This is a genomic window from Janthinobacterium sp. TND4EL3, assembly GCF_900156175.1.
GTDB lineage: Bacteria > Pseudomonadota > Gammaproteobacteria > Burkholderiales > Burkholderiaceae_D > Janthinobacterium.
On record NZ_FTMV01000001.1, the window covers coordinates 340064 to 366196 of the forward strand.

Sequence of the window (26133 nt, forward strand, 5' to 3'; positions counted from 1 at the left end):
AGAATGAAATCTGTTCAATGCAGTCTTAACCGGCTAGGAGACGCAGCATGACCGAGGTCGACTATTCCACCACCGACAGTGTGCCGCGTCCCGCCGACGCGAACCTGATGGCGCCCCTGCCGCCGCAGCCGAAGAGCTTGCGTGAAACGGGACTGGAGCGCCAGCTGGTGGTCGAGCTGATCGCCAAGCTGATGTTTGTGAGCGGCAAGACGCACCTGTCCGTGCTGACCACGCGCTTGCGCCTGTCGATCAATGTCTTGCGCGAAGCGCTCGATTTCATGGTGGCGGAGCAGATGGTGGAAGTGGCCTGGCGCGGCGAGTCCGAGATCGACGTGCAATACCAGCTGACGGGCGCCGGCAAGCAGCGCGCCAGCGCCTTCCTCGAGCGCTGTGCCTACATCGGCGCGGCGCCCGTCACGCTCGACGCCTATCGTGCCATGGTGGCGCGCCAGTCGTGGCAGGCACAGGAACAGCGTGTGGCCAGCGATGACCTGGCGGCCGTGCTCGGCGGCGCCCATGCGGGGCCGGGTATGCTCGATGTGGTGGGCGCGGCCCTGTATTCGGGGCGCTCGCTGCTGCTGTACGGCCCGCCCGGCAGCGGCAAGTCGACCCTCGCATTGCAGCTGGGACAATTGCTGCACGGCCTGGTGGCCGTGCCGTATGCCATTATCGTCGGGCACGACATCATTCAATTGTACGATCCGGCGCAGCACCTGCCGCCGGCGCCGCAGCATGTCAGCCATGCGCGCCAGGCGCTGGAGCGGCGCAGCACGGATATCCGTTGGGTGCTGTGCCAGCGGCCCGTGATCCACGTGGGCGCCGAACTCGACGCCGACATGCTGGAGCTGCGGCCTGACGCCAGCGGCGGCTGCTACCAGGCGCCGCCCCATGTGCGGGCGAACAATGGCATGCTGATCATCGACGACCTGGGCCGCCAGCGCCTCGGTGCGCAAGCACTGCTGACGCGGCTGATGCAGCCGCTGGCGCGCGGCGTCGACCAGCTGAGCCTGCCTGGCGGCGTGAAGCTGAGCATGCCCTTCGACAATGCCCTCGTGCTGGCCACGAATGTGCCGCCGGGCGAGCTGTTCGATCCCGCCTTGCTGCGCCGCATAGGCTACAAGGTGCAGGTGGGACCGCTGGCCGACAGCGCCTACCGTGCCCTGTTCCGCCAGCAATGCCGCGTGGCGGGCATCGCGTATGACGAGCAGGTATTGACTTACCTGCTGCAGCAGCTGCACGGCGCGCAGGGACGGCCCCTGCTGGCCAGCTATCCCGGCGAGTTGCTGGCGCGCATTACGCACTTCGCGGGCTTTGCCGGCTGCGAGGCGCGCCTGACGGTCGCCTCCCTGGAGCAGGCCTGGAGCAGCCTGTTTGCCAGCTGCGAGCTGCCGTCCGCCAGCCTGTGCGAGCACATCGCATGAAGAACCGGCGCGCCATCCTGATGATGGGCCTGGCTGTCGTGCTGGGTCTGCTGGCCGTGCTGCTGGCCTCGCACTGGCTGCTGCGCCAGACGCCGGCCGGCAAGGGCAAGATCGTCGTCGCCGCCAGCGATGTCAACCTGGGCCAGCGCCTGACGCCGGACATGCTGCGCCTGGCCGAGTGGCCGGCGGAAAGCCTGCCGCAAGGCGCGCTGCAAGACCCGGCCAAACTGGCGGGCCGGGTACTGAAGACGAGCGTGCTGCGCGGCGAGCCATTGAGCGAAGCGAAGCTGGCGCCCGTGGGCACGCTGGGCGGCTTGTCGGCCCTGATCACGGAAGGGCGGCGCGCTATCACCGTGCGCGTCAACGATGTGATCGGCGTGGCCGGCTTCGCCTTGCCGGGCAACTATGTCGACATCATCGTCAGCACCCAGCAGGATGCGGGCGACCGGGCGTTTCCGCAAAGCCGCAATATTTCCAAGATCGTGCTCGAACGCATACTCGTGCTGGCCGTGGCGCAGGAAGTGGGACGCGACGAGACCAAGCCGCGCGTGGTCAATGCCGTAACCCTGGAGGTGACGCCGGAACAGGCGGAAAACCTGGACCTGGCGCGCAGCGTGGGCAGCCTGTCGCTGGTGCTGCGCAACCAGGTCGACCCGCAGCCGGGCGTGACGGCGGGCGCCACCAAGCTGACCCTGCTGGGCGGACCGCATGAAGCCGAACCCGCGCCTGCCGCCGCCGCACCCGCCGCCGTACCCGTGGTGCGGCATCCGGTGCGCGTGGTGAAGGCGGCAGTGGAAGCGCCGCGCCAGTGCAGCGGCGTCATCGACGGGACGCGCCAGTCGCGCGAATGTTTTTAGCCAACCATGGACACGCTCATGAACCGCGCCCTGCTGACACTGTGCTGCCTGCTGTTGCCGCTTGCCGGCGCGGCGGCCGATCCTGGCCCCCGCTGCGGCGGCGAAGCGGCGACCCCCGGCAACTTGCAGCTGCAAGTGGGCAAGTCGAGCATGCTGCGCCTGCCCGAGGCCGTGCTGGCCCGCAGCGTCGGCAATCCGGCCGTGCTGCAAGCGATGCTGGTGGCGCCCGACACTTTATATGTGGTCGGTGTCGACGTAGGCAGCACGAATATGATCATCCAGGGCCGAAGCGGCGTGTGCAGCGTGGTGAATGTCAGCGTCAGCATGGACCCGGCCGGCCTGCAGGCGACCCTGGCGGCCTTGATGCCGGAAGAAAAAGCCATCCGCGTGACCGCCGTGGCCGACACGCTGGTGCTGTCGGGCACGGTGCAGGATGCGGGCGCCGTGCTGCGCGCCGTCGAGCTGGCGCAAGCGTATGTGCGCCGCGCTACGCACCCGCTGGCGCTGCCCAAGCCGGCCGATGGCGCCGCCTTGCCGCTGGCGGCCACGGCACCGGGGGGCGGCACGGGCGGCGCGAACAGCCGCATCATCAACATGCTCGACGTCAGCGCGCCGCAGCAAGTGATGCTGGCCGTGCAGATTGCCGAAGTGTCGAAGTCGCTGCTGGAGCGGCTGGAAGTGGGCGCCACCTTGCGCTTCGCCTCCGGCAGCTGGGCCACCACCCTGCTGTCGAATTTCTTGAGCGGCACGGCCAACGGCTTGCTCGACGTGCGCAAGTCGAATGGCCAGCAGCTGACCATCGAGGCGCAGAAACAGGATGGCCTGGTGCGCATCCTGGCCGAGCCGACGGTGATGGCGATCAGCGGGCAGGAGGGCAGTTTTTTGGCCGGCGGCAAGATCTTCATTCCCGTCGGCCAGGACAACAACAAGATCACGCTGGAAGAGCGCGAGTATGGCGTCGGCCTGCGTTTCACGCCCACCGTGCTGGCGGGCGGGCGCATCAACCTGAAGGTGGCGCCGGAAGTGTCGGAACTGTCGCGCGAAGGCGTGGGCATTTCCGCCGCCGGCGTCAGCGGACGCTCGATTTTGCCTGTCATCACCACGCGGCGCGCCTCGACCACGGTGCAGCTGTACGACGGCCAGAGCTACGCCATCGGCGGCTTGATCAAGAACAACCAGGTGAGCAACATCACGGGCGTGCCGTGGCTCAGCGAGTTGCCGATCCTGGGCGCGCTGTTTCGCAGCACGGATTTCCAGCACGACCGCACGGAATTGCTGTTCGTCATTACCGCGCACCTGGTGAAACCCTTGCCGGCCGATGCCGTGCTGCCGACGGCGCAGCTGGCGCCGCCCTCGCGCACGGACTTGATGTTGCACGGCAAGATGGAAGGGAGCTTGCCGCTGGCGCCGCCGTCCGCATCGGCGCCGCGCGCGGCCAACGGTTTCGAGTTGAAATGAAACGGGGAGATACGCCATGCCGAACTCGCTCCTGATGTCGTTGCGGCGCCTGCCGGCGCTGCTGCCGGCGCTGCTGCCGGCGCTGCTGCCGGCCCTGTTGCTGGCCGCCTGCACGCACGGCAGCACGCCGCGGCTGGACGGGCGTTTCGGCGACGCCGTGCGCCTGGCCATGGCGCAGCAGGTGCGTGACCCGGCCAGCGCGTGCAATCGCACGCCGGCCGACGGGCTCGACGGTCCCAGCGCGCACGCCGTCATGCAGCGCTACCGCGCCTCGTTCGCCGAACCGAACGGCCAGGCGCCCCAGCCCGTGCAATTCATGCTGGGAGGCGGCAATGGCAAATAGACGCCGGCGCCAGCGCGGGGCGATGCTGATCGCCTTTTCCATCCTGCTCATCCTGGTGCTGGGCTTTATCGGCCTGGCGCTGGACGTGGGGCAAGTCATCGGCCGCAAGACGGAATTGCAGAACCTGGCCGACAACGCGGCGATGGCGGCCGCCGCGGAACTGGTGGGCACGCCCGAAGGCTTGCTCGCTGCCGTGGACAAAGCCAAGCACAGTGCGGCCGACAAGAGCGCGTGGCGGCGCCGCATGCAAGGCGCTGTCCTGTCGGACGCCAGCATCCGCTTCGCCAGCGTGCCCGATGCGCCCGCCAGCGCGTGGCATGCGGCGGGCAGCGTGCCCGATCCCGCCACGGCGCTGTTCGTGCGCGTCGATACGCAGGCCAATGCACCGTCGCTGGGGCGGGTGGCGACGGCCTTCCTGGGCGCCTGGTCGCCGGCGCTGCGCACGCTCGACACGGGCGCGCGCGCCGTGGCGGGCCGTACCAGCTTGCGCCTGACGCCGCTGGCCATTTGCGCGCTGTCGTCCAGTGCGGCCAGTCCGCGCACGAATGCGGCGCTGCTGCCGGCCGTCGAGCTGCTGGAATATGGCTTTCGCCGCGGCGTGGCGTATAACCTGTTGAAACTCAATCCGCACGGCCCGGGGGCCGAGCATTTCGTGCTCAATCCGCTGGGCCAGCCGGGTGTGCTGGGCTCGTCGCTGCAGGTCAGCGATGCCGCCATACTGCCGTTTGTCTGCAGCGGCACGGTGCTGTACCCGCGCATCGGCAGCGCCCAGGTGCACGTGCACCGGCCGTTTCCCGCCACCTTGTGGACAGCCTTCAACGCCCGCTTCAACCAGCATGCGGGCAGCGGCTGCGATGCCGTCACGGCGCCGCCCGACACGAATATCCGCGCCTATCCGAATACAGCCGCGAACTGGTGGATGACGAACACGCCCGATGCGCCCAGTGCCCTGAGCACCGGCAATCCGCTGCTGTCCGTGGCCGATCCGGAGTCGAACGCGACACCGCCCGCAGTCGGCAGTTATGGCCCGCTGTGGTCGTTTGCCAGGGCGGTCAAGTACAGCAGCGTGCCACCTGCCGGCGGCTATCTGCCGTTTGCCACCAGCGACTGGTCCAAGCTGTATCCGGCTAGCCCGGCGGCACCGGCCGCCAAGTCCGGCTATCCTTCCACGGCGCCGTACCTGACGCCGGCCTTCCAGACGGCGCCGACCGGCAACACGGGCGTGGCGCAGCGGCGCCTGCTGCATATTCCCTTGCTGGCTTGCCCCGTGCCGGCCGGCAGCGACGTGCTGGCCCAGGTGCGCGGCATCGGCCGCTTCTTCATGACGGCGCCGGCCAGCAACGGCATGCTGAGCGCCGAATTTGCTGGCCTGGTGGCCGAGGGCACGCTGGTGGGCCCTGCGGAGTTGCTGCAATGAAGCCGGCCTGCCGCGCCGCGCGCCGCCAGGGCGGGGTCGCCGCCATCGAGCTGGCGCTGATCCTGTTGTTTTTTATGGGATTGCTGCCCTTCGTGCTGCTGTTCGGCCGCGCGCTGCTGGTGTACACGGCCCTGCAGAAAAGCGCGCACGATGCGGCGCGCTACATGGCCACCATGCCGCTGCCGCAGATGGCCAATGCCGATGCGGCGGAGCAGGGCGCCGTGTTTGCCCGGCAGATGGTGCGCCAGGCGATGCTGGAATCCTGGCCAGGCATGAGCAGTAGCAAGGTCGTCGTGGAATGCGTGTATGCCGATGATGCCTATGGCTGTGGCAACTATGCGACGGCGCCGCTGCAGGTGCGCATCAAGGTGGGGGTGGACATGCCGACCATCTTCCTGCCCGAGCTGACGCGCAAGTGGCTGCCGCTGCTGGCGCCCATCCCCTTGCGTGCGAATGCGACCTTGCGCTATGTCAATTAACCTGCCTCCATGCCGGCAACGCCAGGACGGCGTCTTCGCTGTCGAGTTCGCCATGCTGGCGCTGTTGTTCTTTCTGTTCCTGTTTGCCCTGCTGGAAGTGGCGCGCGCCGTGTATTTATGGAACATGGTGCATGAGATCACTCGGCGCGCCGCGCGCGGCGCCGCCGTCACCGATTTCAGCAATGCGGCTGCGCTGCAGGCCGTGCGCGCGCAAGCCGTGCTGCGCGCCGCGCCGGGCGTGCTGCCGCTGGGCGGCGGCATCAGCGACGCGTATGTGCGCATCGATTACCTGTCGCAGTCGGGCGGCGGCGCCGCGCTGGCGGCCGTGCCGGTGACGGTGATGCCGGGCTGTCCGCAGCGTAACCGCATCAATTGCCTGAACGATCCGAACGGCGCCAGCTGCATCCGTTTCGTGCGCGCGCGCCTGTGCGTGCCCGGCGATGGCGGGCGCTGCGAGAGCGTGCCGTACCGGCCCATCCTGCCGCTGCTGGGAGTGATGTTTCCTGCCGGCGCAGCCGCCGTGCGCCTGCCCAGCGGCACCACCATGGCGGTGGCCGAGTCGCTGGGCTATCCGGACAATCCGAATTCCTGTCCCTGAGCGCCGCGTGGCGGCGCAGCCGACTGTGTAGACCTGAAAGAAGCGAGGAAGTGCGATGAAAGCCTTGATGATTAGCCGCGACGCCAGCTTGCACGATGAAATTGCCGCGCAGGGCGCGGCCCGCATGCCCGTGCTGCGGCTGCTGGAACGGCGCAGCGGCCTGCGCGACGCCGTCGAGCGCATGCTGCCCGAAGCGCCCGAGCTGGTGATCGTCGACGCCAGCGGCATCGACGCCGACGAGGCCGACCTGCTCGAACGGCTGGCGCGCCAGTATCCGCTGGCCGTGCTGATGCTGCTCACGCGCGGCCAGCAGCAGGATGTGCTGATCCGCGCCATGCGCGCCGGCATGCGCGAGGTGCTGCAGCTGCCGCTGGTGCACAAGGCCTTCCACGAAGCGATGGACCGGGTCGATATCCAGGCCGGCGTGACGCAGATGCGCGACGGTAAAGTCCTCGCCTTCATCTCGTGCAAGGGCGGCAGCGGCGCCACCTTTCTATCGACGAATTTTTCCTACGCGCTGGCCAGCCTGGCCGGCTGCAAAGTGCTGCTGATCGACCTGCACGGCCAGTTCGGCGACGCCACTTTGTACGTGTCGGATCAGAAGCCGGCCATGACCCTGTCCGACATCTGCGCGCAGATCGCGCGCATGGACGGCGCCTTCCTTGCCTCGTGTCTGGTGCACGTGACGCCGAACTTCGGCGTGCTGGCGGCGGCCGACGACCCCGCGCACAAGGTCGACATGCAGCCCGAGCACATGGACCGCATCCTGGCCGTGGCGCGCCAGCACTACGACTACATCGTGCTCGACGTGGGACGCCAGATCGATGCGCTGTCGCTGCGCGCGCTCGACAACGCCGACGCCATCTATCCGGTGCTGCAGCTGGCCCTGCCCGACATCCGCGATGGCCGGCGCCTGCTCGACATTTTCCGCTCGCTCGGCTATCCGGGCGAACGCCTGCGCCTGATCGTCAACCGCTATGAAAAGGGTGGGCGCCTGCGCCTGGCGGACCTGGAGCAGGCGCTGGGCGCGGAAGTGGTGCACACGGTGCCCAACGATTATGTCGCCGCCACCGATTCCGTCAATCAGGGTATCCCGCTGCTGCAGCTGTCGCGCACCAGCGCGGTGGCGCGCAGCCTGGCCGAACTGGTGGAACTGGTGACGGCGCGCCGCGTGACGGAAAGCCGCGGCCTGTTCGACCGCTTGTTCAGCCGCAGCGAGGCTTAGGACAGAAACATATGTCAAGGCTCCCGCCGGGAGCCATCATGGGAGCCGAGATGACTTTACGCGAACGCCTGGCGGCAAATGAAACGGTGCGCCCCGCCAGCAACGGACAAGGCGCGCTGGCGCTGCACGCCTACCAGGAACTGAAAAAAACCATGCACCAGACGATACTCGACCGTATCGACCTGGAACGGCTGAAACGCCTGACGGCGGAGCAGTTCAAGCACGAGCTGGCGCTGCTGGTGCAGCGCGTGATCGAGGAAGAGCGCATCGTGCTGAACCAGCATGAGCGGCATAGCCTGGTGCTCGACATCCAGCACGAGATGCTGGGCTTTGGCCCGCTGGAACCCTTGCTGGCCGACGCCAGCGTGTCCGATATCCTCGTCAACACCTGCGACAAGGTGTATGTGGAGCGGGGCGGGCGGCTGCAGCTGACGGACGTGACCTTCCACGACAATGCGCACCTGATGAAGATCATCGAAAAGATCGTCTCGCGCGTGGGACGGCGCGTCGACGAATCGAGTCCGATGGTCGACGCGCGCCTGCCGGACGGTTCGCGCGTGAACGCCATCATTCCGCCGCTGGCCGTCGATGGGCCGATCCTGTCGATCCGGCGCTTTGCCGTGCAGCCTTTGAGCATCGCCAACCTGCTCGACTACAAGAGCCTGACGCCGCCCATGGTGCAGGTGCTGCAGGCGCTGGGGCAGGCCAAGGTCAACATCCTGATCTCGGGCGGCACGGGCAGCGGCAAGACGACCCTGCTCAACGTGCTGTCCGGCTTCATTCCCGGCAGCGAGCGCATCGTCACCATCGAGGATGCGGCCGAACTGGCGCTGCGCCAGCCGCACGTGGTGCGCCTGGAAACGCGCCCGCCGAACATCGAGGGCAAGGGGGAAGTGTCGCAGCGGGCGCTGGTGCGCAATGCGCTGCGCATGCGGCCCGACCGCATCATCCTGGGCGAGGTGCGCGGCGCCGAGGCGCTCGACATGCTGCAGGCGATGAACACGGGCCATGAGGGATCGCTGGCGACCATCCACTCGAACACGGCGAGGGACGCGCTGGCGCGGCTGGAAAACATGGTCGGCATGGCCAACGTGAACCTGACGCCGCGCGCCACGCGCCAGCAGATCTGCTCGGCCGTGACGGTGGTGATGCAGGTGTCGCGCCTGACGGACGGCGCGCGCAAGCTGGTCAGCCTGCAGGAAGTGACGGGCATGGAAGGCGACATCATCGCCATGCATGAAATCTTCCGTTTCGAGCAGACGGGCGTCGATGCCGCCGGCAAGGTGCTGGGCCACTTCTGCGCCACGGGCGTGCGGCCCCGCTTCACGGAGCGCCTGCGCATGTTCGGCGCGCCGGTGCCGGACACGGTGTTCGACCCGGATCGAATTTATGAGTAAGGGGAAGGATCATGGACCTGGTCTTCTACGGTTTTGCCGTGCTGCTGTTCGCCGCCTGCATCCTGATGGTGGAAGGCGCCTGGCTGTGGTGGTCGGGCACGCACGGCAGCGCGGCGCGGCGCATCAACCGGCGCTTGCGGCTGATGGCGGCGCGCGGCGAGGCGGGCGGCGAGCGGGTTTCCATCCTCAAGCAGCGCCGCTATGCGCGTTCGCCCGGCCTGGACCGGATGCTGCGGCGCCTGCCGCACGCTGCGCGGCTCGACCGCCTGCTGCTGCAATCGGGCTTGTCCTGGTCGGTGGCGCAGTTTTTGGGCGGCGCGGGCGGCTTGCTGCTGGTGGCGCTGTTGTGGCTGGCCATCTGGCCCATGCCGCTGCCGGGCGCCTTGCTGCTGCTGGGCGTGGCGGGCGGCGGGCCGTGCATGGTGGTGCTGCGCGCGCGCGCGGCGCGGCTGCAGAAGATCGAGGCACAGCTGCCGGAAGCGGCCGATTTCCTGGCCCGCGCGCTGCGCGCCGGGCACTCGTTTTCCAACGTGCTGCAGATGGTGGGCGATGAACTCAATGAGCCGATCAGCGGCGAATTCAAGATGGCGCACGAGGAGATCAATTACGGCGTGCCGATGAACGAGGCGCTGCAAAACCTGGCCGCGCGCATCCCGCTGACGGACTTGCGCTATCTTGTCATCGCCGTGCTGGTGCAGCGCGAATCGGGGGGCAACCTGGCCGAGGTGCTGGTCAGCATCGCGCGCATCATCCGCGCCCGGCTAAAGCTGCTGGGCCAGGTCCGCGTGCTGTCGGCCGAGGGCCGCATGTCGGCCTGGGTGCTGGGGCTGATGCCGGTGGTGATGATAGGCGTCATGGCGCTCGTCAACCCGCAATACATCCGCCTGCTGTGGACGGACCCCAGCGGCATCAAACTGCTGTGGTACGCGGCCGGCATGGTGGCGCTGGGCGTCGTCTGGATGCGCAATGTGATCCGTATCAGGATATAAAACCGGAGGTGGCATGAGCGGTGCACAACTGCTGTTCCTGTTGATCGTCTTCGCCGTGGTGGTGGCGCTGGCCCTGCTGGCATGGCTGATCTTCTTTCCCGGCACCCTGCGCCAGCGCCTGTTCGGTTCCATGGCGCCGGCCGCCAGCGAGTCGGTGGCCGACGCTGGCTGGGTGGAGCGCGTGGCGCGTGTGGCGCAGCCGTTCAGCAAGCTGTCGCTGCCAGAAGAGGGCTGGGAGCGCTCGCCGCTGCGCACGCGCTTCATGAACGCCGGCTGGCGGCAAGCGAGCGCGCCGGCCCTGTATTTTGCGGCGAAAACCGTGCTGGCCCTGCTGTTTCCCACCGTGCTGGGCCTGTATGCGGCCAGCGCCATGGCGGCGCAGCTGCGCAGCGTGCTGCTGTTGCTGCTGTGCGTCAGCGCCACCATCGGCTATTACCTGCCGAACCTGGTGCTGGCCAGCACGGCCAAGCGGCGCCAGCGCGACATCTTTGAAAATATCCCCGACGCGCTCGACTTGCTGACCGTCTGCGTGGAAGCGGGCCTGAGCCTGGAGCGGGCGCTGGTGAAGGTGTCGGGCGAGATCCACATCAAGAGCGTGGTGCTGGCGCAGGAATTGCAGCTGGTGCTGATGGAAATGCGCGCCGGCTTTTCCAAGGAAAAGGCGCTGCGCAACCTGGCCCTGCGCAGCGGCGTGGAAGACGTCGACACCCTCGTCGCCATGCTGATCCAGTCGGAGCGCTTCGGCACCAGCATGGGCGACTCGCTGCGCGTGCATTCGGAAAACCTGCGCGGCAAGCGCAGCCTGCTGGCCGAGGAAGCGGCGGCGAAGATCGCGTTGAAACTGCTGTTCCCGCTGATTTTTTGCGTCTTTCCCACCCTCATGCTGGTGCTCATGGGGCCGGCCGTGATCGAAGTCTATCGCGTGCTCGTGCCGGCCATGGCCAGCCGCTGAAAGGAGCTGTCATGCGCTTGACGATTTCCCGCCTGGCCGCCGCCTGTGCCTGTCTGGGCCTGGGCGCCTGTGCCAGCCACACGGCGCACGCGCCGCAACTGGCGGCACCCTTCGATGCCGATCGCGCCTACGTGGCGGGACGCGGGCATTTTGAACGGGGCGACCTGCCCGCCGCACAGGCTGCCTATGAAGTGGCCCTGCGCCATGCGCCGCGCCATGTCAATGCGCGCAACGGCCTGGCGGTGCTGCACGCGCAGCGCGGTGAGCATGACGCAGCCATCACCCATTGGCTGGCGCTGACGCAGGAGGCGGGGCCGCCGCAGCCGCGGCACGCGTATCTGTTCAGTAATCTCGGTCATGCCTATTTTCTGAGCGGGCGCGACGCGCAAGCCCTGCCGGCGCTGGAACAGGCGTGTTTGCTCGATCCGCTCAATGCACTGGCCTGGCAGCACTTGGCGCAGGTGCTCGAACGCCTGGGGCAGCACGAGCGCGCGGCCGTGATGCGGCGTCAGGCGCAGAGCCTGCAGGAGCACGACCTGCGGCGCGACCTGGCCGTCTTGCGCGATGCGGCGCCGCAGCTTGTAACCGCGCCCGCACCGGCGCAGGAGGCGCCCGCCATGGCGCGCATTGAGATCACGCAAGGCGAGGGCATGGCCCGCCTGCAGCGCGTGCCGGCAGCCGTGCACAGCATGCCTGTCGCCGCGCCCGAGCGGCCCCTGGTGATGGCTGGCGCGCCGCGTCCGCGCCTGGAAATTCTCAATGGCAATGGCGTGCCGGGCCTGGCCGCCGCGCTGGCGCGCAGCCTGGCCGGCGGTACCGTGCAGGTGGTGCGCCTGGCCAATGAGGCTTCGTTCCAGGTGGCGCGCACGCGCGTCGAATACCGGCCCGCGCAGGAACAGGCGGCGCGCCGGCTGGCCCGCCAGCTGGGAACGCAGGTGCAGACCCAGGCTACCGATTGCCCGGGCTGCGAGCTGCGCCTGATACTCGGACGCGACCTGAGCGACCCGGCCATCCTGCACCGCTATTATCTGCAGCAGCTGCAGCTGGCGCGCCAGGCGCTGGCGCGGCTCGGCTGAAACGCACCGGCTGGCGTAAAAAAAAGCGGCGCCTGTGCGGGCGCCGCGTTTTTTGTATCGCCTTGCCGGTGCTTATTGCCGCTGGCGGCGGCGCGTGAAGGCCAGGGCGGCCAGTCCCGCGCCCAGCAGCAGCAAGGTGGCCGGCACCGGCACCGCAGGAGGATCGATGACGACGATGTCGGTGCGCGTGGACTTGGAAAAGTTCAGCGTATAGCTGCCGGCCGGCAGGGCGAAATTCGACGTCAGGGAAAACATGGCGAAGCCGTTCGTGAAGGTGCGTCCGGTGGCGGGATCGTTGGTGCCGGCCGTCATGTTCAGGCTGAACGGGTCGAGGCTGCCGACCGCGTGGTTGCCGTTCACGTCGCTGCCATTGCTGGCGTCGCCATCGGGGGCGAACTGGAAGATCACGCCGTCGGCGTTCGCATGCGACAGGCAGCCGGCGGGGCTGGCGGCATTGCACGAGATATTGAAGATATCCATGATCGACACATTCGACTTGTCGCCCATGGTCGTCACATTGGTGCGCAGGTCGCGCCGCCCCATGAAGCTGAAGGTGATGAAGCCGGCGCTCGACAGGGTCAGGTTGATGGAGCCCGTCAGCGTGTCGCCGGCCGTGGCCGTGGCGGCGCCCACCGTGTTGCGCTGCGCTTCCGCGACGGCGCTCACGGTGGAGCCGGCGGCCGTGAGCATGTTGCCGAAGGCATGCGCGTCGCCGCGCGCGAACTCCAGCGTGGAACTGGGGCTCGGTGCGTAGTTATTTTGCGGCAGGCCGCTGCAGCCGCTGCCCGAACACACTTGCAGCACGTCGGCGTTGGCGGCCGGGCCCGTATTGACGGCGCGCGGATTGACAGCCACGCCGCCTTCAAAGAAGGCGCTGTCGCTGGCGTTGCGGTTGGCGCCGGCCAGCGACAGCGCGCCGGCGCTGGTGGTGATGCGGAAATTGTTCAATTCATTGACGGCCAGGCCGTACGCGCCGGCCTGCGCCTGCCCGCTGGCCAGCAGGCTTGCCGCCGCCAGTGCGCCCAGCCAGCCCAGGGACTTGCTTCGTGTGTGATCGACGTTCATCGCAGCCTCATTATCGTGGTCATTGTCGGAGGTGAAATCCGGGGGAATGATCCAGGACAGCTTGCCTGGATTCATCTCGTAGACAGTGATAAGCAGCTTGCGTGCCACACAAAAAAACCACGTCGAATCAAGCACTTGTGAAAGACGAACTGAGCAGGGCGGGGGTAACTGTAAGAAAGGCCGACGCCGCTTGCCGGCCTCAGGTGCCGCGGTGGTAGCCCAGGTGGCCGCCCGAATTGCGCGCACAGCCGCAGCCGATGCGCGCCACTTCCTCGTCTTCGGTCAGTTTCCAGTTGGTAATCGTCGTGTGATTCCAGTCGATGTCGCTTTTCTTGACAGGTTTCACGGTCAGGGTACGCTGCGCGACGTCCGTGTACTCCATCAGTTCCTCGTCGTCGGCGATATCGAAATGGCGGTGGATCAGGGAAATGCCGAAGCGTTCGAGCGCGCCGTAGCGCAGCAGCACGTCGCGCAGTTCGCGGAAGCAGGCCAGGTCATCGGCTTGCAGGGATTGGACGGCGGAAATATCGGCAACGGGCTGCCATTGCATGGCGTGGATGTTCAGGCTGTGCATGATGTTCTCCTGTGCCCCTGGTATCAAGCCCAGGCTGCCGGAGGGGCGCCGGTACACCTGGCGAAGTGCCCATCGTGGCCGCAACGCCGCTGCGGCGCTTGCGACAGATCAAAGGTGCGGCACATCGCCTCTGGCCCCATCATTGCCCGGTAGAATAGGCCATGGCAAACAAAACCCCCACCTTCCCCGGCGCACGCACGGGCCGCGGCCAGGTCCTGGCCGTGCTGCTGTCGAACCGCGACCAGTCCGGCGCCGAGCCGCTGCAAGGCCGCGTCTCGCTGGCCGCCATCGTCAAGGCATTGAAGCGCAAATATCACTGGCCGATCGAGACGCACAGCTTTCCCGCCAACACGCAGGACGGCCGCGCCAGCTGGGCGACCGTCTACAGCTTGCCGGAAAAGGTCATTCAAGCGGCGCTCGACAGCGGCGGGCGGGAGTGGCTGGAGAGCCGGGCAGCAGCCGTGCGGCGCTGAGCGCGCCGCCTGCCTTACTCGAGCACTTTATTCGAGCCGGAAGCCGACCTTCAGCGTGACCTGGAAGTGCGCCACCTTGCCGTCGACGATATGGCCGCGCGATTCCGTCACTTCATACCAGTCCATGTGCTTGACCGTCAGCGCCGCCTTGGCAATGGCGTCGCGTATCGCCTGATCGCTGCTTTCGGTCGAGGTGCCGACCAGTTCGATGAGCTTGTAAGTGTGGGCGGACATGATGTTTCCTCCGGTAGGCAAGCCAGACAGCGAGAGTTTGCTTTTTGCAAGCATGCGCCCATCTTGCGCCTAAATGTGCTGGCCGTCATGGCGCGGTGCAGCATGCGTCACGGGAGTCGTTCGCAGAAGGGAGAAAAGAAAAAAGGGCTACCAGCCGAAGCTGGTAACCCTTAGCTTTCCTACTAAAATTCTGGTGCCGACTGCCGGTTTCGAACTGGCCACCTGATGATTACAAATCAACTGCTCTACCAAATGAGCTAAGTCGGCAAAAACTGCGCGTTGCGAATTATACGCTATTTAATGCGTGTCAGGGTCGGGCGGCCGCCTTTTTTTGGTGGCTCGTCGTCGCCGGGCGTGGCGTTGTCACGTTGTTCGGCGGAACCGGTCGGCACGGACGACAGGGTGGGACCGCTGGCGGCAGGGGCGAGCACGGGCGGCGGGACGTCGGCGGAGGCCGGGCTGTCCGTCGGTTGCGCGTCGGGATCATCGTTGCCCAGCACGGGCTCGAAGGCCATGCCCTGGCCGTTTTCGTTGGCGTAGATGGCCATCACGTTGTCGACCGGCACATAGATTTCGCGCGAAACGCCGCCAAAGCGGGCGTGGAAGCGGATGGCGTCGTTGTCCATCTTCAGGCCGCTGGTGGCGCCGAAGCTGATGTTGAGCACGATTTCGCCCTTTTTCACGTATTCCATCGGTACCGTGGTGCGCGAATCGACTTTGACCGCGAGATAAGGCGTGTAGCCGCTGTCGGTGCACCACTCGTAGATGGCGCGCAGCATATAAGGTTTGGTTGAGATTTCAGACATGGTAGGCACTGTGAGGCGGGAGCGCCCCCCGTCAGCATGAGGCGGGCGCACCGGTAGTTCAAAAGACTGGGACAGCGCAAAAAACAACTTTAACACGTGGCCCAAGATACCCCACAAAGCGTCGCGAGCAAGCCCGATAGCGGCTTGAGTAACGCCAAGTCGAGAGCGGGCTGCGCAGCAGCTTCATGGGGATATCTTTTAGCGGCGCATGACTTTCTCGGATGGCGTCAGCGCTTCGATGTAGGCAGGACGCGAGAAGATGCGTTCGGCGTATTTCATCAGCGGTGCAGCCGTCTTCGACAGTTCGATGCCGTAGTGGTCCAGGCGCCACAGCAGCGGCGCGACAGCCACGTCGAGCATCGAGAATTCGTCGCCCAGCATGTACTTGTTTTTCAGGAACAGCGGCGCCAGGGTCGTCAGGCGGTCGCGGATTTCCGCGCGTGCCTTGTCGTGGGCCTTGTCGTTGCTCTTGGCGCGTTCGCTTTCCAGCACGTGCACGTGCACGAACAGTTCTTTTTCGAAATTGAACAGCATCAGGCGCGCGCGGGCACGCATCAGCGGATCGGCCGGCATCAGTTGCGGATGCGGGAAGCGCTCATCGATGTACTCGTTGATGATGTTCGATTCATACAAGATCAGTTCGCGTTCGACCAGGATAGGTACCTGGCCGTACGGGTTCATGGTCGAAATGTCTTCCGGCTTGTTGAACAGGTCGACGTCGCGCACTTCGAAGTCCATGCCTTTTTCAAACAGGACCAGGCGGCAGCGTTGCGAAAATGGGCAGGTTGTACCCGAATAGAGAACCATCATTTTTTATAGTTCCTTAGAAACAAAGGGGGTGAAGCCGCGAACGGCTCACCCCAGGTCGCTTGTCCACTCATGCGGACAACGCAGAAACAGGCATAAACCGGCCTTCGGCCGGCGCCTCACTTATTTGACTTCTTTCCAGAACGACGCATTCAGGCGCCATGCCAGCAGAGCAAAAGCCGACAGGAACAGCAGCACCCAAACGCCCAGGCGCTTGCGTGTTTGCTGTGCCGGTTCGGCCATCCACTCCATGTAGCCGACCAGGTCGGCTACCGCAGTGTCATACTCGATCTTGTTCAACGTGCCTGGCTTGACTTGCTCGAAGCCGACAAATTTGTGGATTTTCTTGCCCGCTTCGTGCGGATCATTCTCTTCCACGAACTTGGCAGTCTGGATACCTTGCAATTCCCATAACACATGCGGCATGGCAACATTCGGCACGACCATATTGTTCCAGCCGGTCGGACGAGTGTCGTCTTTATAGAACGTACGCAGGTAAGTATACAGGTAGTCGCCGCCAGTGCCAGCGGAAGATGATTTTGCGCGCGAAATTACCGACAAATCAGGCGGTACGACGCCGAAGAAGGCCTTGGCGTCCTGCGGCGCCAGGGAAGTCGTCATCAGGTCGCCCACTTTTTCGCCGGAGAACAACAGATTCTTCTTGATCTGGTCTTCCGACAAGCCCAGGTCTTTCAGGCGGTTGTAGCGCATCGACACGGCGGCGTGGCAATTGAGGCAATAATTGACGAACAATTTGGCGCCATGTTGCAGCGCTGCCATGTTGGTCTGGCGGTCAGGCGCCTTGTCCAGCGGAAAGCCGCCTTCGCTGGCGAGAGCCATGGCGGGCACGAAGGCCAGGATGGCGAGCAGTTTTTTTGCAATCTTCATATGATGTATGTCCTTTGAGCGTGGCGTGAGAGCGGCTTAGTGCGGGTGAAACGTCACACGCGACGGCACGGTCTTGAACTTGCCCATTGCACTCCACCATGGCATCAGCAGGAAAAAGCTGAAGTAAATCAGGGTGCACACTTGCGACACGATGGTTTTGGCGTCCGTTGGCGCCTGGGTACCGAGGTAGCCCAGGATCAGGAACGACAGGCCGAAGATGGCATAGATGTATTTGTGCCAATGCGGACGGTAGCGTATCGATTTCACGGGCGAATGGTCGAGCCATGGCAGGAAGGCCAGGATCACGACGGAACCGCCGAAGAACACCACGCCCCAGAATTTCGCGTCCAGCACCTGCGGCAGCATGCCGATGATGGCAACCAGTGCGATGCCGGCGATGGCGGACTTGACGGTCGTCGACAGGCGCGACTTGAGCCAGATGAACACGACATACGCGGCCACGGCGCCCATCAGCACGTACATGAAGTCGGCCGTGGTGGCGCGCAGCACCGAGTAGAACGGCGTGAAGTACCACGTTGGCGCGATGTGCAGCGGGGTCTTCAGGGAATCGCCTGGCAGGAAGTTGTTGTATTCCAGGAAATAACCACCCATTTCCGGCGCGAAGAAGACGACGGCGCTGAAAATGACGAGGAAGATCGAGACGCCGAACAGGTCGTGCACGGTGTAGTACGGATGCGAAGGGATCGAATCGACCGGGTGGCCATCGGCGCCCAGGTTTTCCTTCACTTCGATGCCGTCCGGGTTGCTGGAGCCGACTTCATGCAGGGCGATCAAGTGCGCTGCAACCAAGCCCAGCAGTACCAGCGGGATGGCGATCACGTGGAAGGCGAAGAAGCGGTTCAGGGTCGCGTCGGAGACGACGTAGTCGCCGCGGATCCACAGCGACAGGTCAGGGCCGATGAAGGGGATGGCGCCGAACAGGTTGACGATCACTTGTGCGCCCCAGTACGACATCTGGCCCCATGGCAACAGGTAGCCGAAGAACGCTTCGGCCATCAGGCACAGGAAGATGGCGAAACCGAACAGCCAGATCAGTTCACGTGGCTTGCGGTAGGAGCCGTACAGCAGGCCGCGCGTCATGTGCAGGTAGACGATGATGAAGAAGGCCGAGGCGCCCGTCGAGTGCATGTAGCGTACCAGCCAGCCCCACGGCACTTCGCGCATGATGTACTCGACGGAATTGAAGGCCAGGGCCGCATCCGGTTTGTAGTGCATGGTCAGGAAGATGCCGGTGACGATCTGCAAGACCAGCACCAGCATGGCCAGCGAGCCGAAGATGTACCAGAAGTTGAAGTTTTTCGGGGCGTAGTACTTGCCCCATTGGTCGTTCCACAGCTTGGTCAGGGGAAAGCGGTCATCGACCCAGCCCAGCGCTTTTTCGGCGACGGGGGCGTCTGCCGGGAATTTCGTTTCTTTGAAAGCAGCCATGATCAAGCCTCGCCTTTCTCGTCTTTACCAATGACCAGTTTGGTGTCGCTCACGTACATGTGGCGCGGCACTTGCAGGTTGTCCGGCGCCGGCTTGTTCTTGAACACGCGGCCGGCCATGTCGAAGGTGGAGCCGTGGCAAGGGCACAGGAAGCCGCCTTCCCAGTCATCGGGCAGCGACGGTTGCGGGCCGGGGGTAAATTTCGAGGAAGGGGAGCAGCCGAGGTGGGTGCAGATGCCGACGGCGACGAGAATTTCAGGCTTGATCGAGCGCCATTCGTTCATGCAGTACTCGGGAGTGAACTCGGCGGGGTTGCGTTTCGAATTGGCATCGGCGACCTTGCCGTCGGTTTTTTTCAGCGACGCGACCATTTCCGGGGTGCGCTTCAGGATCCAGACCGGCTTGCCGCGCCATTCGACGGTGCGCATTTCGCCGGGTTGCAAGGTGGTGATGTCTACTTCGACCGGCGCGCCAGCCGCTTTCGCGCGCTCCGACGGCTGGAAGGTGCTTACCAAGGCTCCCGCGGTTGCCAATCCAACTACACTGCCCGCCGCGCACGTGGCGACGAGCAAGCCGCGACGGCCTGAATCGACCTGCTTTTCGTTACTCATGCAAACCCCAATCAGTCAAAATGCGAATCTTTATTATGAGTGGCAGCCGCGAAAAACCCGTCGCCGAAGCTCTTTCCATCGTTTGCCGCAATCCGCATCTTTGTACGGTAAAGTGGCAACATCCCTGCGGAACTTCGGACTATGGCGCAGCCCGTGCCAGTTTCTTGTTGATTATCCGGAAGCAAAAAAGCCACTTCTGGCAACCGCAAATTATAAGTGAAGCAAACAACGAATAAAACAAAAACGTTGCTTGTACCATAATTTATATACTTTTGCAGGAGGTGGCTAGTTCTTTCGAACTAGATGCGTCGTACTGTGCCCGAATTGGTCCAGCCGACAACCACAAGTTGGTGGCACTGGGAATCAATAGTATGATCGGCATGTTTTTTATACATATCCGAAGGAGAAATTCATGGCAATGATGCAAGAATTTAAAGAATTTGCAATGAAGGGCAACGTCGTCGATCTGGCGGTCGGTGTCATTATCGGTGGCGCCTTCGGCAAGATTGTCGATTCTCTCGTGCAAGACGTCATCATGCCGCCCATCGGCCGCATTTTCGGCGGCCTCGATTTCGCCAATTACTACCTGCCCCTGAATGGCCAGGCGACGACGATGACCCTGGTGGAAGCGAAAAAGGCGGGCGCCGTGCTGGCCTACGGTAACTTCCTGACCATTTTGCTCAATTTCATCATTCTCGCCTTCATCATCTTCCAGATGGTGCGCCTGATGAACAAGGCCCGCCGCAGCGAGCCGGTTGCGCCGGCGCCGGCGCCGGCCACGCCGGAAGACATCGTGCTGCTGCGTGAAATCCGCGACTCCCTGCAGCAGAACGCACGCAACAGCAACAATCTGGCAAAATAAGCCGTTCCGGCACCGGCCGGCTGACCTGGGCAGAGAACTGTATGCGACGATTCTGGTTATTGTTTGCGCAAACCGTGACGATCGCGTTGGCGCTGTACTTTGTGTACGGCGCGCTGCGCCCGGCCAGCCGGGTGCAGCAGCTGGGCTCTCCCGCCAAGCCGGTGCCCGTGGTGGAAACGGCGTCGAGCAGCCTGGCGCCCGGTTCCTACCGCGACGCGGCGGCGCGCGCCATGCCCGCCGTCGTCAACATCCTCACCTTGCAAGTGCCCAAGCGCGGCGCCCATCCGCTGGCGCGCGATCCCTTCTTTAAACGTTTCTTCGGCGACCGCGACCCGGACGGCGAGGATGACGAAGACTTGAAAAACAGCCTGGGCTCGGGCGTCATCGTCAGCCATGAAGGCTATGTGCTGACCAACAACCACGTCGTCGAAGGGGCCGACGAAATCGAAGTGGTGCTCACGGATGGCCGCAAGGCGCCCGCCAAGATCGTCGGCCTGGACCCGGAGACGGACCTGGCCGTGATCAAGATCAAGCTCGACAAATTGCCCTCCATCGTGCTGGGCCAGTCGGAGCAGGCACGCGTGGGCGACGTGGTGCTGGCCATCGGCAACCCCTTCGGCGTGGGCCAGACGGTGACCATGGGCATCATCTCCGCGCTGGGACGCAACAATCTGCACATCAACAGCTTTGAAAACTTCATCCAGACGGATGCGGCCATTAATTTTGGCAATTCGGGTGGCGCCCTCGTCGATACGCGCGGCAATTTGATCGGTATCAATACGGCGATCTACTCGCAAAGCGGCGGTTCCGTCGGCATCGGCTTCGCCATTCCCGTCTCGACGGCAAAAACCGTGATGGAAGCCATCATCAAGGATGGCCACGTGGTGCGCGGCTGGATCGGCGTGGAAACGCAGGACATCACGCCGGAACTGGCGGACAGCTTCAGCCTGCAGCGCTCGAGCGGCGCCATGATTGCCGGCGTGGTGCGCAATGGCCCGGCCGACAAGGCAGGCATCGTGCCCGGCGACATACTCTTGACGGTGGAAGGCAAGCCCGTCGGCGACACGACGGAAATGCTGAACCTGATCGCCCAACTGCCGCCCGGCGGAAAAGCTAGAATGACGGTGCTGCGCAAGAATCGCGAAGCGGCGCTCGACGTGGTGGTGGGCAAGCGCCCCATCCCGAAAGGGCTTTCCAAATAGTTGCTGATCGGAAGCTGACACATGCATGTGCGTGATTTGACCCAATTTTTACGTGAACTGAGCGACAACAACAACCGTCCCTGGTTTGTCATGAACAAGCCCCGCTACGACATCCTGCGCGAGGAGTTTCTCGCGCTGGTGACGTCGCTCATTGGCGAACTCGGCAAGTTTGACCCGGCCGTGAAGTATTGCAATCCGAAGAAGGCCTTGTTCCGCATCAACCGCGACGTGCGCTTTGCGCACGACAAGAGTCCCTATAAGACGCGTTTTTCCGCCGCCATCGCGCCGAACGACATGCGCCGTCCCAGCAAGGCGGGCGGCCCCACGTATTATCTGCAGATCGATGGCCAGGGCAACCTGCTGTTCGGCGCCGGCGAATACATGCCGCCGCCCGGGCGCCTGAAGGCGCTGCGCGAGCACATGGTCGACGACGCGCCGGGCTTTTCCAAGGTGCTGAAAAATAAGCGTTTGAAGGCCCGTTATGGCACGATCCAGAATGAAGGCAAATTGCAGCGTCCGCCCAAGGGCTTCGATGCGGATGCCGAACATATCGAATTCATCAAGCTGAAAAGCTTCTTTGTCTGGACTGAAGTGCCGCTGCCCGTGAACGAACCGGAAAAATTGCTGTCGACCCTGGCAGAAGGCTTGAAGGATGCGTGGCCGCTGGTCGAGTGGATGCGCGGCGCGACAGAGCCGGAGGAAGACAGCGAGTAATGGCGAAAGGAGCACATGATGGCACTGCAGCACGCAACTTCAGGGCAAGTGATCGACGTGCAGCGCGGGGAAGGCGACGACCTGTCGCAGTTTTCCGCCATTGCGCTGGCCAGGACGGACGAACTGGAATTGATCCGCATGTGCATGCCCAAGGGCAAGACCATGCCCGAGCATCATGTCCTCGGTGAAATCACCCTGCTATGCCTGCAAGGGCAAGTGGCGGTGACGGCGCACGGCAGCGAGCGCGTGCTGGGGCCGGGGCAGATGCTGTACCTGCTCGGCGGCCAGGCGCACGCGCTGGAAGCGCGTGAAGACAGCCTGGTGTTGCTGACGATTTTGATGGCCAAGGCGGGGCGCTGACGCGCCGTTCGCCGCGTCAGGCCGCTTCGTCGCGCGGATCGCGCGCCAGCAGCTGCTGCACCATTACTTGCGGCAAGTCGCCATCGAACAGCACGCCGGCCACCGCGTTGGTGATCGGCATGTCGACGCCCATGCGGCGCGCCAGTTCGCGCACGGCCCTGGCGCACGGCACGCCCTCGGCCACGTGACCGAGTTCGGCCACGATGGCGTCCAGTGCCTTGCCTTGCGCCAGGCCCAGGCCGACGCGGCGGTTGCGCGACAGGTCGCCCGTGCACGTCAGAATCAGGTCGCCCATGCCCGTCAAGCCCATGAATGTTTCCGTCTGGCCACCCAGGGCCGTGCCCAGGCGCGTGATTTCCGCCAGGCCCCGCGTGATCAGCGCGGCGCGCGCATTCAAGCCCAGGCCCAGGCCGTCGGCCACGCCGGTGGCAATGGCCAGCACGTTCTTGACGGCGCCGCCCACTTCCACGCCCACCAGGTCGTCGCTCGCATACACGCGGATGTTGCCGCCATGCAAGGCCGAGACGACGGCGGCGCGCAGTTCCGCACTGTGCGAGGCGATGGTCAGCGCGCACGGCAGGCCGCGCGCCACTTCCTGCGCGAACGAGGGGCCGGACAGGGCGCCGCCGGGGATATTGGCGCCCAGCACTTCCTGCACGATCTGGTGCGGCAGCAAGCCCGTGCCGCCTTCAAATCCTTTACATAACCACACCAGGTTGGCGATGGCCTTGTCTTTCAGCTGATGCAGCATGGGGCGCAAGCCCGCCACGGGGCAGGCGGCGATCAGGAGGCCCTGTTCGCCGCTGGCATGCGCCACGGCCGCGTCGAAGTCGGCGCTGATGCGCAGTTGCGCTGGCAAGGCAAAACCGGGCAGATAGCTGTTCTCGCCGCTGGCGGCCATGGCGGCCATGGCGTCCGCGTTGCGGCCCCACAGCAGCACGTCGTGGCGGCCGGCCAGGGCCATGGCCACGGCCGTGCCCCAGGCGCCGGCGCCGAGGATGGTGATCTTGCGGGACAGGGCCTTGGCGGCGGGAGATGTATCTGGAGAAACTTGCATGCAACCTCAGTGGAGCGGAAGAAACGGGTACGGCGCCTACAGGCCCCACACTTCGCTGGTCTTGACGTAGCCGGCCTGGCCATCCTTGTGGCGTACCTTGACCCAGCCGGAGTTCGGCTGCTCGCTCAGTTCCAGCAGCACGCCCTTGTCGACGAGGATGATGGGCGAGGCATTGTCGTCGGGGCTGGCGCGTACCTTGAGGTTGGCGGCGCGCGCGACGACGTTGCGCTTGGCGGACAGGCCCTTCGCTTCCGTCCAGGCCATTTCGCCGCTGGCATCGCGCACCTTGACCCATTCGCCGTAGCTGAGCACGACTTCCAGCGGCATGCCGCGCGGCGCCACGTACAGCTTGCCGCCCTTGCTGGACGGCGCGTCATACAGAATGGCGGGGTTTGCTCCCACCGTCTTGAAATCGACGGCGTGGCTGGCGGCGGTGGCCAGCAGCAGCACGGCGCCGGCCATCCAGCGGAACTTGCTCAAGAGCGCACTTTTCAACATGATATTTTTTGAACCTTAACGAAACACGGCGGCCAGGCCGCCGTGTCAGGCCAGCCCCAGGGGGCCGGCGGGGTCTTGCCTGCAGCTTAGTGCGTCGTCGCGTCGCCTGCTGGAGCAGCGGCGGCAGCGTCGGCGATGGCTTGCAGACGTTGTTGGTAGAACACTTCGAAGTTGATCTCGGCCAGGTGCACTGGCGGGAAGCCGGCACGGGTGATCACGTCGGCGATGTTGGCGCGCAGGTAAGGGTAGATGATGTTCGGGCAGCCGATTCCCAGCAGCGGATCGAGTTGATCAGCAGGAATGTTGCGTGCTTCGAAGATACCGGCTTGCTTGCCTTCGACCAGGAAAGCGACCTTTTCGCCCACTTTGGCGGTGACGGTGATGGTCACGGTGGCTTCGAAGATGCCGTCGGCCAGAGGCGCAGCGCCCACGTCCAGAGCTACTTCGATGGCTGGCGCTTCTTGTTCCAGGAAAATAGCTGGGGAATTTGGTTGTTCCAGCGACATGTCTTTCAGGTAGACGCGTTGGATTTGGAAGACTGGTTGCAGATTTTCGTCAGACATGGAACGCTTTCGTTGTAAAGGACAAGAACGGCACACCGTTCAAATATGGTGCTTGCGGTATTCAAACCGCGCCGGATAGGCGCGGCCAGATCAGGTGCGAGGCAATTGTATCAAAACAATACGACAAAAAACCAAGCAATTTCTCGAACCCGCTTTATATCAGGCTGCCGTGCCATTTAACAAGGGGTCCAGCTTGCCGGCTTGATCGAGCGCATACAAATCGTCGAATCCGCCCACGTGGGTGTCGCCCACATAAATTTGCGGCACCGTGCGGCGGCCCGTGCGTTCCATCATCTTGATGCGCTCTTCCGGGTCCAGGTCGACGCGGATCTTTTGCACGGCCACGCCCTTGGCTTCCAGCAGGCGCTCGGCGCGCACGCAATACGGGCACACGGCGGTGCTATACACAATTACGGGGACAGTCATGATGATTCCTTCTAGTTAAATGCCGGCTTACTTCGCCAGCGACAGGGTTTTCAATGGCAAACCCTGCTTTTTCCATTCGTCGAGGCCGCCTTCCAGGCTCGTTGCCTCAGCGAAACCGGCTTTGCCCAGCAGGCCGACGGCCGTTGCCGAACGCGAACCTTTCTGGCAAACCACTACAATGGGGCGCGTTTTGAATTTTTCCAGCTCGCCCAGGCGCTTTGCCAGTTCCGGCAGCGGAATATTTTTGGCGTCAGGCAAGTGGCCCGTGGCGAATTCTTCCGCGCTGCGCACGTCGACGATGATGGTCTTGCCACGGTTGATCAGTTGCGTGACTTCCAGCACGGTCGCGCGCTTGCCGCGCATCGACAGCAGTGGCCAGAGGAGGGCGCCGCCGGAAATAATGACGATGGCAAACAGAAAAATGTGGTCGATAATGAATTTCACGTAGGGTCCAATGGTTTAAGTCAATCCGCGCATTATAAAATAGAAGCTGGACGAGGTCTTTTTACGTTTTGCTTTTTTGATTTGAACCCCCTTGAGAAGATAGAACTATGTACAAAATCGTTTTCATGCGTCACGGCGAGTCCACCTGGAACCTCGATAACCGCTTCACCGGCTGGACCGACGTCGATCTGACGGAAAAGGGCGTCAACGAAGCCAGGGCCGCCGGCCAGATCCTCAAGCAGGAAGGTTTTACGTTCGACGTGGCCTACACTTCCGTCCTGAAGCGCGCCATCCGCACCCTGTGGCTGGCGCTCGACGAGATGGACATGATGTATCTGCCGATCAAGAACGACTGGCGCCTGAACGAGCGCCACTACGGCGCCCTGCAAGGCCTGGACAAGGGCGAGACGGCCGCCAAGTATGGCGACGAGCAAGTATTGGTGTGGCGCCGCAGCTACGACACGCCGCCGCCGCCGCTGGAAGCGAACGACGACCGCGCTTCGTACAACGATCCGCGCTATGCCGGCCTGCCGAAGGCATCGATTCCGCTGACCGAATGCCTGAAAGACACCGTGGCACGCGTGATGCCGGCCTGGGACGAGGAAATCGCCCCGGCCATCCGCGCCGGCAAGAAGATCATCATCTCGGCCCACGGCAACAGCCTGCGCGCCCTGATCAAGATGCTTGACGGCATCAGCGACAGCGATATCGTCGGCCTGAACATCCCGAACGGCCAGCCGCTCGTGTATGAACTGGACGCCGACCTGAAACCGATCCGTCACTACTACCTGGGCGACCCGGCAGCGATTGCGGCAGCGCAAGCGGCCGTGGCGAACCAAGGGAAGGCCAAGTAACTTGTTGTCTTTCTTCCGCGGCACAGCCATCGCC

31 protein-coding genes and 1 tRNA gene are annotated in these 26133 nt (G+C 64.3%); 18 read left to right on the forward strand and 14 right to left on the reverse strand.

All coding sequences use genetic code 11. The features are described 5' to 3' along the window. Positions 1-47 precede the first annotated feature (47 nt). The 12 genes from BXA07_RS01530 to BXA07_RS01585 are packed head-to-tail and all read left to right on the forward strand — an operon-like array spanning position 48 to position 12212. On the forward strand, positions 48-1421 hold the full coding sequence (locus BXA07_RS01530) for an ATPase (protein WP_076564998.1): 1374 nt from the start codon (positions 48-50) through the stop codon (positions 1419-1421). Further along, positions 1418-2278: a Flp pilus assembly protein CpaB gene (gene cpaB / locus BXA07_RS01535; protein WP_076565000.1), complete on the forward strand. Its 861-nt coding sequence runs from the start codon at positions 1418-1420 to the stop codon at positions 2276-2278. The genes BXA07_RS01530 and cpaB overlap by 4 nt, the downstream gene beginning before the upstream one ends. 18 nt (positions 2279-2296) lie before the next feature. Then, positions 2297-3736: a type II and III secretion system protein family protein gene (locus tag BXA07_RS01540; protein ID WP_076565001.1), complete on the forward strand. Its 1440-nt coding sequence runs from the start codon at positions 2297-2299 to the stop codon at positions 3734-3736. A gap of 16 nt (positions 3737-3752) precedes the next feature. Next, positions 3753-4079 (forward strand): hypothetical protein, encoded by a 327-nt coding sequence (locus BXA07_RS01545; RefSeq protein ID WP_083707988.1) that lies wholly within the window; start codon positions 3753-3755, stop codon positions 4077-4079. Then, positions 4069-5496: a pilus assembly protein TadG-related protein gene (locus tag BXA07_RS01550; RefSeq protein ID WP_076565003.1), complete on the forward strand. Its 1428-nt coding sequence runs from the start codon at positions 4069-4071 to the stop codon at positions 5494-5496. Before BXA07_RS01545 ends, BXA07_RS01550 begins: the two co-directional genes overlap by 11 nt. Continuing rightward, positions 5493-5975 (forward strand): TadE/TadG family type IV pilus assembly protein, encoded by a 483-nt coding sequence (locus BXA07_RS01555; protein ID WP_076565004.1) that lies wholly within the window; start codon positions 5493-5495, stop codon positions 5973-5975. The genes BXA07_RS01550 and BXA07_RS01555 overlap by 4 nt, the downstream gene beginning before the upstream one ends. Further along, positions 5965-6573, forward strand: coding sequence for a TadE/TadG family type IV pilus assembly protein (locus BXA07_RS01560; protein WP_076565006.1), 609 nt, complete (start codon positions 5965-5967; stop codon positions 6571-6573). Before BXA07_RS01555 ends, BXA07_RS01560 begins: the two co-directional genes overlap by 11 nt. A gap of 55 nt (positions 6574-6628) precedes the next feature. Further along, the gene (locus BXA07_RS01565; RefSeq protein WP_076565007.1) at positions 6629-7798 is read left to right on the forward strand and encodes a CpaE/TadZ family protein; all 1170 of its coding nucleotides are present in this window, start codon (positions 6629-6631) and stop codon (positions 7796-7798) included. A 50-nt stretch (positions 7799-7848) separates the two neighbouring features. Further along, the gene (locus BXA07_RS01570) at positions 7849-9195 is read left to right on the forward strand and encodes a TadA family conjugal transfer-associated ATPase (protein WP_139335397.1); all 1347 of its coding nucleotides are present in this window, start codon (positions 7849-7851) and stop codon (positions 9193-9195) included. Between the two features lie 11 nt (positions 9196-9206). Continuing rightward, the gene (locus BXA07_RS01575) at positions 9207-10184 is read left to right on the forward strand and encodes a type II secretion system F family protein (RefSeq protein WP_076565010.1); all 978 of its coding nucleotides are present in this window, start codon (positions 9207-9209) and stop codon (positions 10182-10184) included. 13 nt (positions 10185-10197) lie between these two features. After that, complete coding sequence (locus BXA07_RS01580) at positions 10198-11136, forward strand: type II secretion system F family protein (protein WP_076565012.1); 939 nt, start codon at positions 10198-10200, stop codon at positions 11134-11136. Positions 11137-11147: 11 nt separating this feature from the next. Then, on the forward strand, positions 11148-12212 hold the full coding sequence (locus tag BXA07_RS01585; RefSeq protein WP_076565014.1) for a LytR C-terminal domain-containing protein: 1065 nt from the start codon (positions 11148-11150) through the stop codon (positions 12210-12212). 72 nt (positions 12213-12284) lie between these two features. Here BXA07_RS01585 and BXA07_RS01590 read toward each other — a convergent pair whose 3' ends face one another. Then, positions 12285-13277, reverse strand: coding sequence for an EDSAP-1 family PEP-CTERM protein (locus tag BXA07_RS01590; RefSeq protein ID WP_170909589.1), 993 nt, complete (start codon positions 13275-13277; stop codon positions 12285-12287). A gap of 199 nt (positions 13278-13476) precedes the next feature. Beyond that, complete coding sequence (locus BXA07_RS01595; RefSeq protein WP_076565017.1) at positions 13477-13851, reverse strand: hypothetical protein; 375 nt, start codon at positions 13849-13851, stop codon at positions 13477-13479. Between the two features lie 161 nt (positions 13852-14012). Here BXA07_RS01595 and BXA07_RS01600 point away from each other — a divergent pair, with 161 nt between their 5' ends. Beyond that, positions 14013-14324 carry a hypothetical protein gene (locus BXA07_RS01600; RefSeq protein ID WP_076565018.1) on the forward strand — a complete coding sequence of 104 codons (312 nt, stop codon included), beginning with the start codon at positions 14013-14015 and terminating at the stop codon, positions 14322-14324. 27 nt (positions 14325-14351) lie between these two features. Here the strand turns inward: BXA07_RS01600 and BXA07_RS01605 are convergent, their stop codons facing one another. From BXA07_RS01605 to petA, 7 genes are all read right to left on the reverse strand, one after another. Next, positions 14352-14558, reverse strand: a complete 207-nt coding sequence (locus BXA07_RS01605) for a dodecin (RefSeq protein ID WP_034753599.1) — start codon at positions 14556-14558, stop codon at positions 14352-14354. 191 nt (positions 14559-14749) lie between these two features. Then, positions 14750-14825, reverse strand: a tRNA-Thr gene (locus BXA07_RS01610). 26 nt (positions 14826-14851) lie between these two features. Further along, positions 14852-15364 (reverse strand): ClpXP protease specificity-enhancing factor, encoded by a 513-nt coding sequence (locus tag BXA07_RS01615; protein ID WP_076565020.1) that lies wholly within the window; start codon positions 15362-15364, stop codon positions 14852-14854. A 198-nt stretch (positions 15365-15562) separates the two neighbouring features. Further along, on the reverse strand, positions 15563-16174 hold the full coding sequence (locus BXA07_RS01620) for a glutathione S-transferase N-terminal domain-containing protein (protein WP_010394154.1): 612 nt from the start codon (positions 16172-16174) through the stop codon (positions 15563-15565). Positions 16175-16294: 120 nt separating this feature from the next. Then, complete coding sequence (locus tag BXA07_RS01625; protein ID WP_076565021.1) at positions 16295-17059, reverse strand: cytochrome c1; 765 nt, start codon at positions 17057-17059, stop codon at positions 16295-16297. A gap of 36 nt (positions 17060-17095) precedes the next feature. After that, positions 17096-18508 (reverse strand): cytochrome b, encoded by a 1413-nt coding sequence (locus BXA07_RS01630; protein WP_076565022.1) that lies wholly within the window; start codon positions 18506-18508, stop codon positions 17096-17098. Between the two features lie 2 nt (positions 18509-18510). Continuing rightward, complete coding sequence (petA, locus tag BXA07_RS01635; protein ID WP_076565024.1) at positions 18511-19119, reverse strand: ubiquinol-cytochrome c reductase iron-sulfur subunit; 609 nt, start codon at positions 19117-19119, stop codon at positions 18511-18513. 412 nt (positions 19120-19531) lie between these two features. Here petA and mscL point away from each other — a divergent pair, with 412 nt between their 5' ends. Genes mscL through BXA07_RS01655 form a run of 4 tightly spaced genes read left to right on the forward strand, consistent with a single transcriptional unit; the run spans position 19532 to position 22257 of the window. After that, on the forward strand, positions 19532-19981 hold the full coding sequence (gene mscL, locus BXA07_RS01640) for a large conductance mechanosensitive channel protein MscL (RefSeq protein WP_076565025.1): 450 nt from the start codon (positions 19532-19534) through the stop codon (positions 19979-19981). Between the two features lie 41 nt (positions 19982-20022). Further along, positions 20023-21183, forward strand: a complete 1161-nt coding sequence (locus tag BXA07_RS01645; RefSeq protein ID WP_076565027.1) for a Do family serine endopeptidase — start codon at positions 20023-20025, stop codon at positions 21181-21183. Between the two features lie 21 nt (positions 21184-21204). After that, on the forward strand, positions 21205-21897 hold the full coding sequence (locus tag BXA07_RS01650) for a DUF2461 domain-containing protein (protein WP_076565029.1): 693 nt from the start codon (positions 21205-21207) through the stop codon (positions 21895-21897). Positions 21898-21912: 15 nt separating this feature from the next. Next, on the forward strand, positions 21913-22257 hold the full coding sequence (locus BXA07_RS01655; RefSeq protein ID WP_244556147.1) for a cupin domain-containing protein: 345 nt from the start codon (positions 21913-21915) through the stop codon (positions 22255-22257). A gap of 16 nt (positions 22258-22273) precedes the next feature. Here BXA07_RS01655 and BXA07_RS01660 read toward each other — a convergent pair whose 3' ends face one another. The 5 genes from BXA07_RS01660 to BXA07_RS01680 form a co-directional block, all read right to left on the reverse strand. Then, the gene (locus tag BXA07_RS01660; RefSeq protein ID WP_076565031.1) at positions 22274-23314 is read right to left on the reverse strand and encodes an NAD(P)H-dependent glycerol-3-phosphate dehydrogenase; all 1041 of its coding nucleotides are present in this window, start codon (positions 23312-23314) and stop codon (positions 22274-22276) included. Between the two features lie 36 nt (positions 23315-23350). Then, on the reverse strand, positions 23351-23812 hold the full coding sequence (locus BXA07_RS01665) for an SH3 domain-containing protein (protein ID WP_076565033.1): 462 nt from the start codon (positions 23810-23812) through the stop codon (positions 23351-23353). Positions 23813-23898: 86 nt separating this feature from the next. Then, on the reverse strand, positions 23899-24375 hold the full coding sequence (gene secB, locus BXA07_RS01670; protein WP_076565035.1) for a protein-export chaperone SecB: 477 nt from the start codon (positions 24373-24375) through the stop codon (positions 23899-23901). 159 nt (positions 24376-24534) lie between these two features. Then, positions 24535-24801, reverse strand: coding sequence for a glutaredoxin 3 (gene grxC, locus BXA07_RS01675; protein ID WP_070220900.1), 267 nt, complete (start codon positions 24799-24801; stop codon positions 24535-24537). A gap of 27 nt (positions 24802-24828) precedes the next feature. Continuing rightward, on the reverse strand, positions 24829-25245 hold the full coding sequence (locus BXA07_RS01680) for a rhodanese-like domain-containing protein (RefSeq protein ID WP_046681994.1): 417 nt from the start codon (positions 25243-25245) through the stop codon (positions 24829-24831). 107 nt (positions 25246-25352) lie between these two features. Between BXA07_RS01680 and gpmA the strand changes: the two genes are divergently transcribed. After that, positions 25353-26099 carry a 2,3-diphosphoglycerate-dependent phosphoglycerate mutase gene (gpmA, locus tag BXA07_RS01685; protein WP_076565037.1) on the forward strand — a complete coding sequence of 249 codons (747 nt, stop codon included), beginning with the start codon at positions 25353-25355 and terminating at the stop codon, positions 26097-26099. Positions 26100-26133 lie beyond the last annotated feature (34 nt).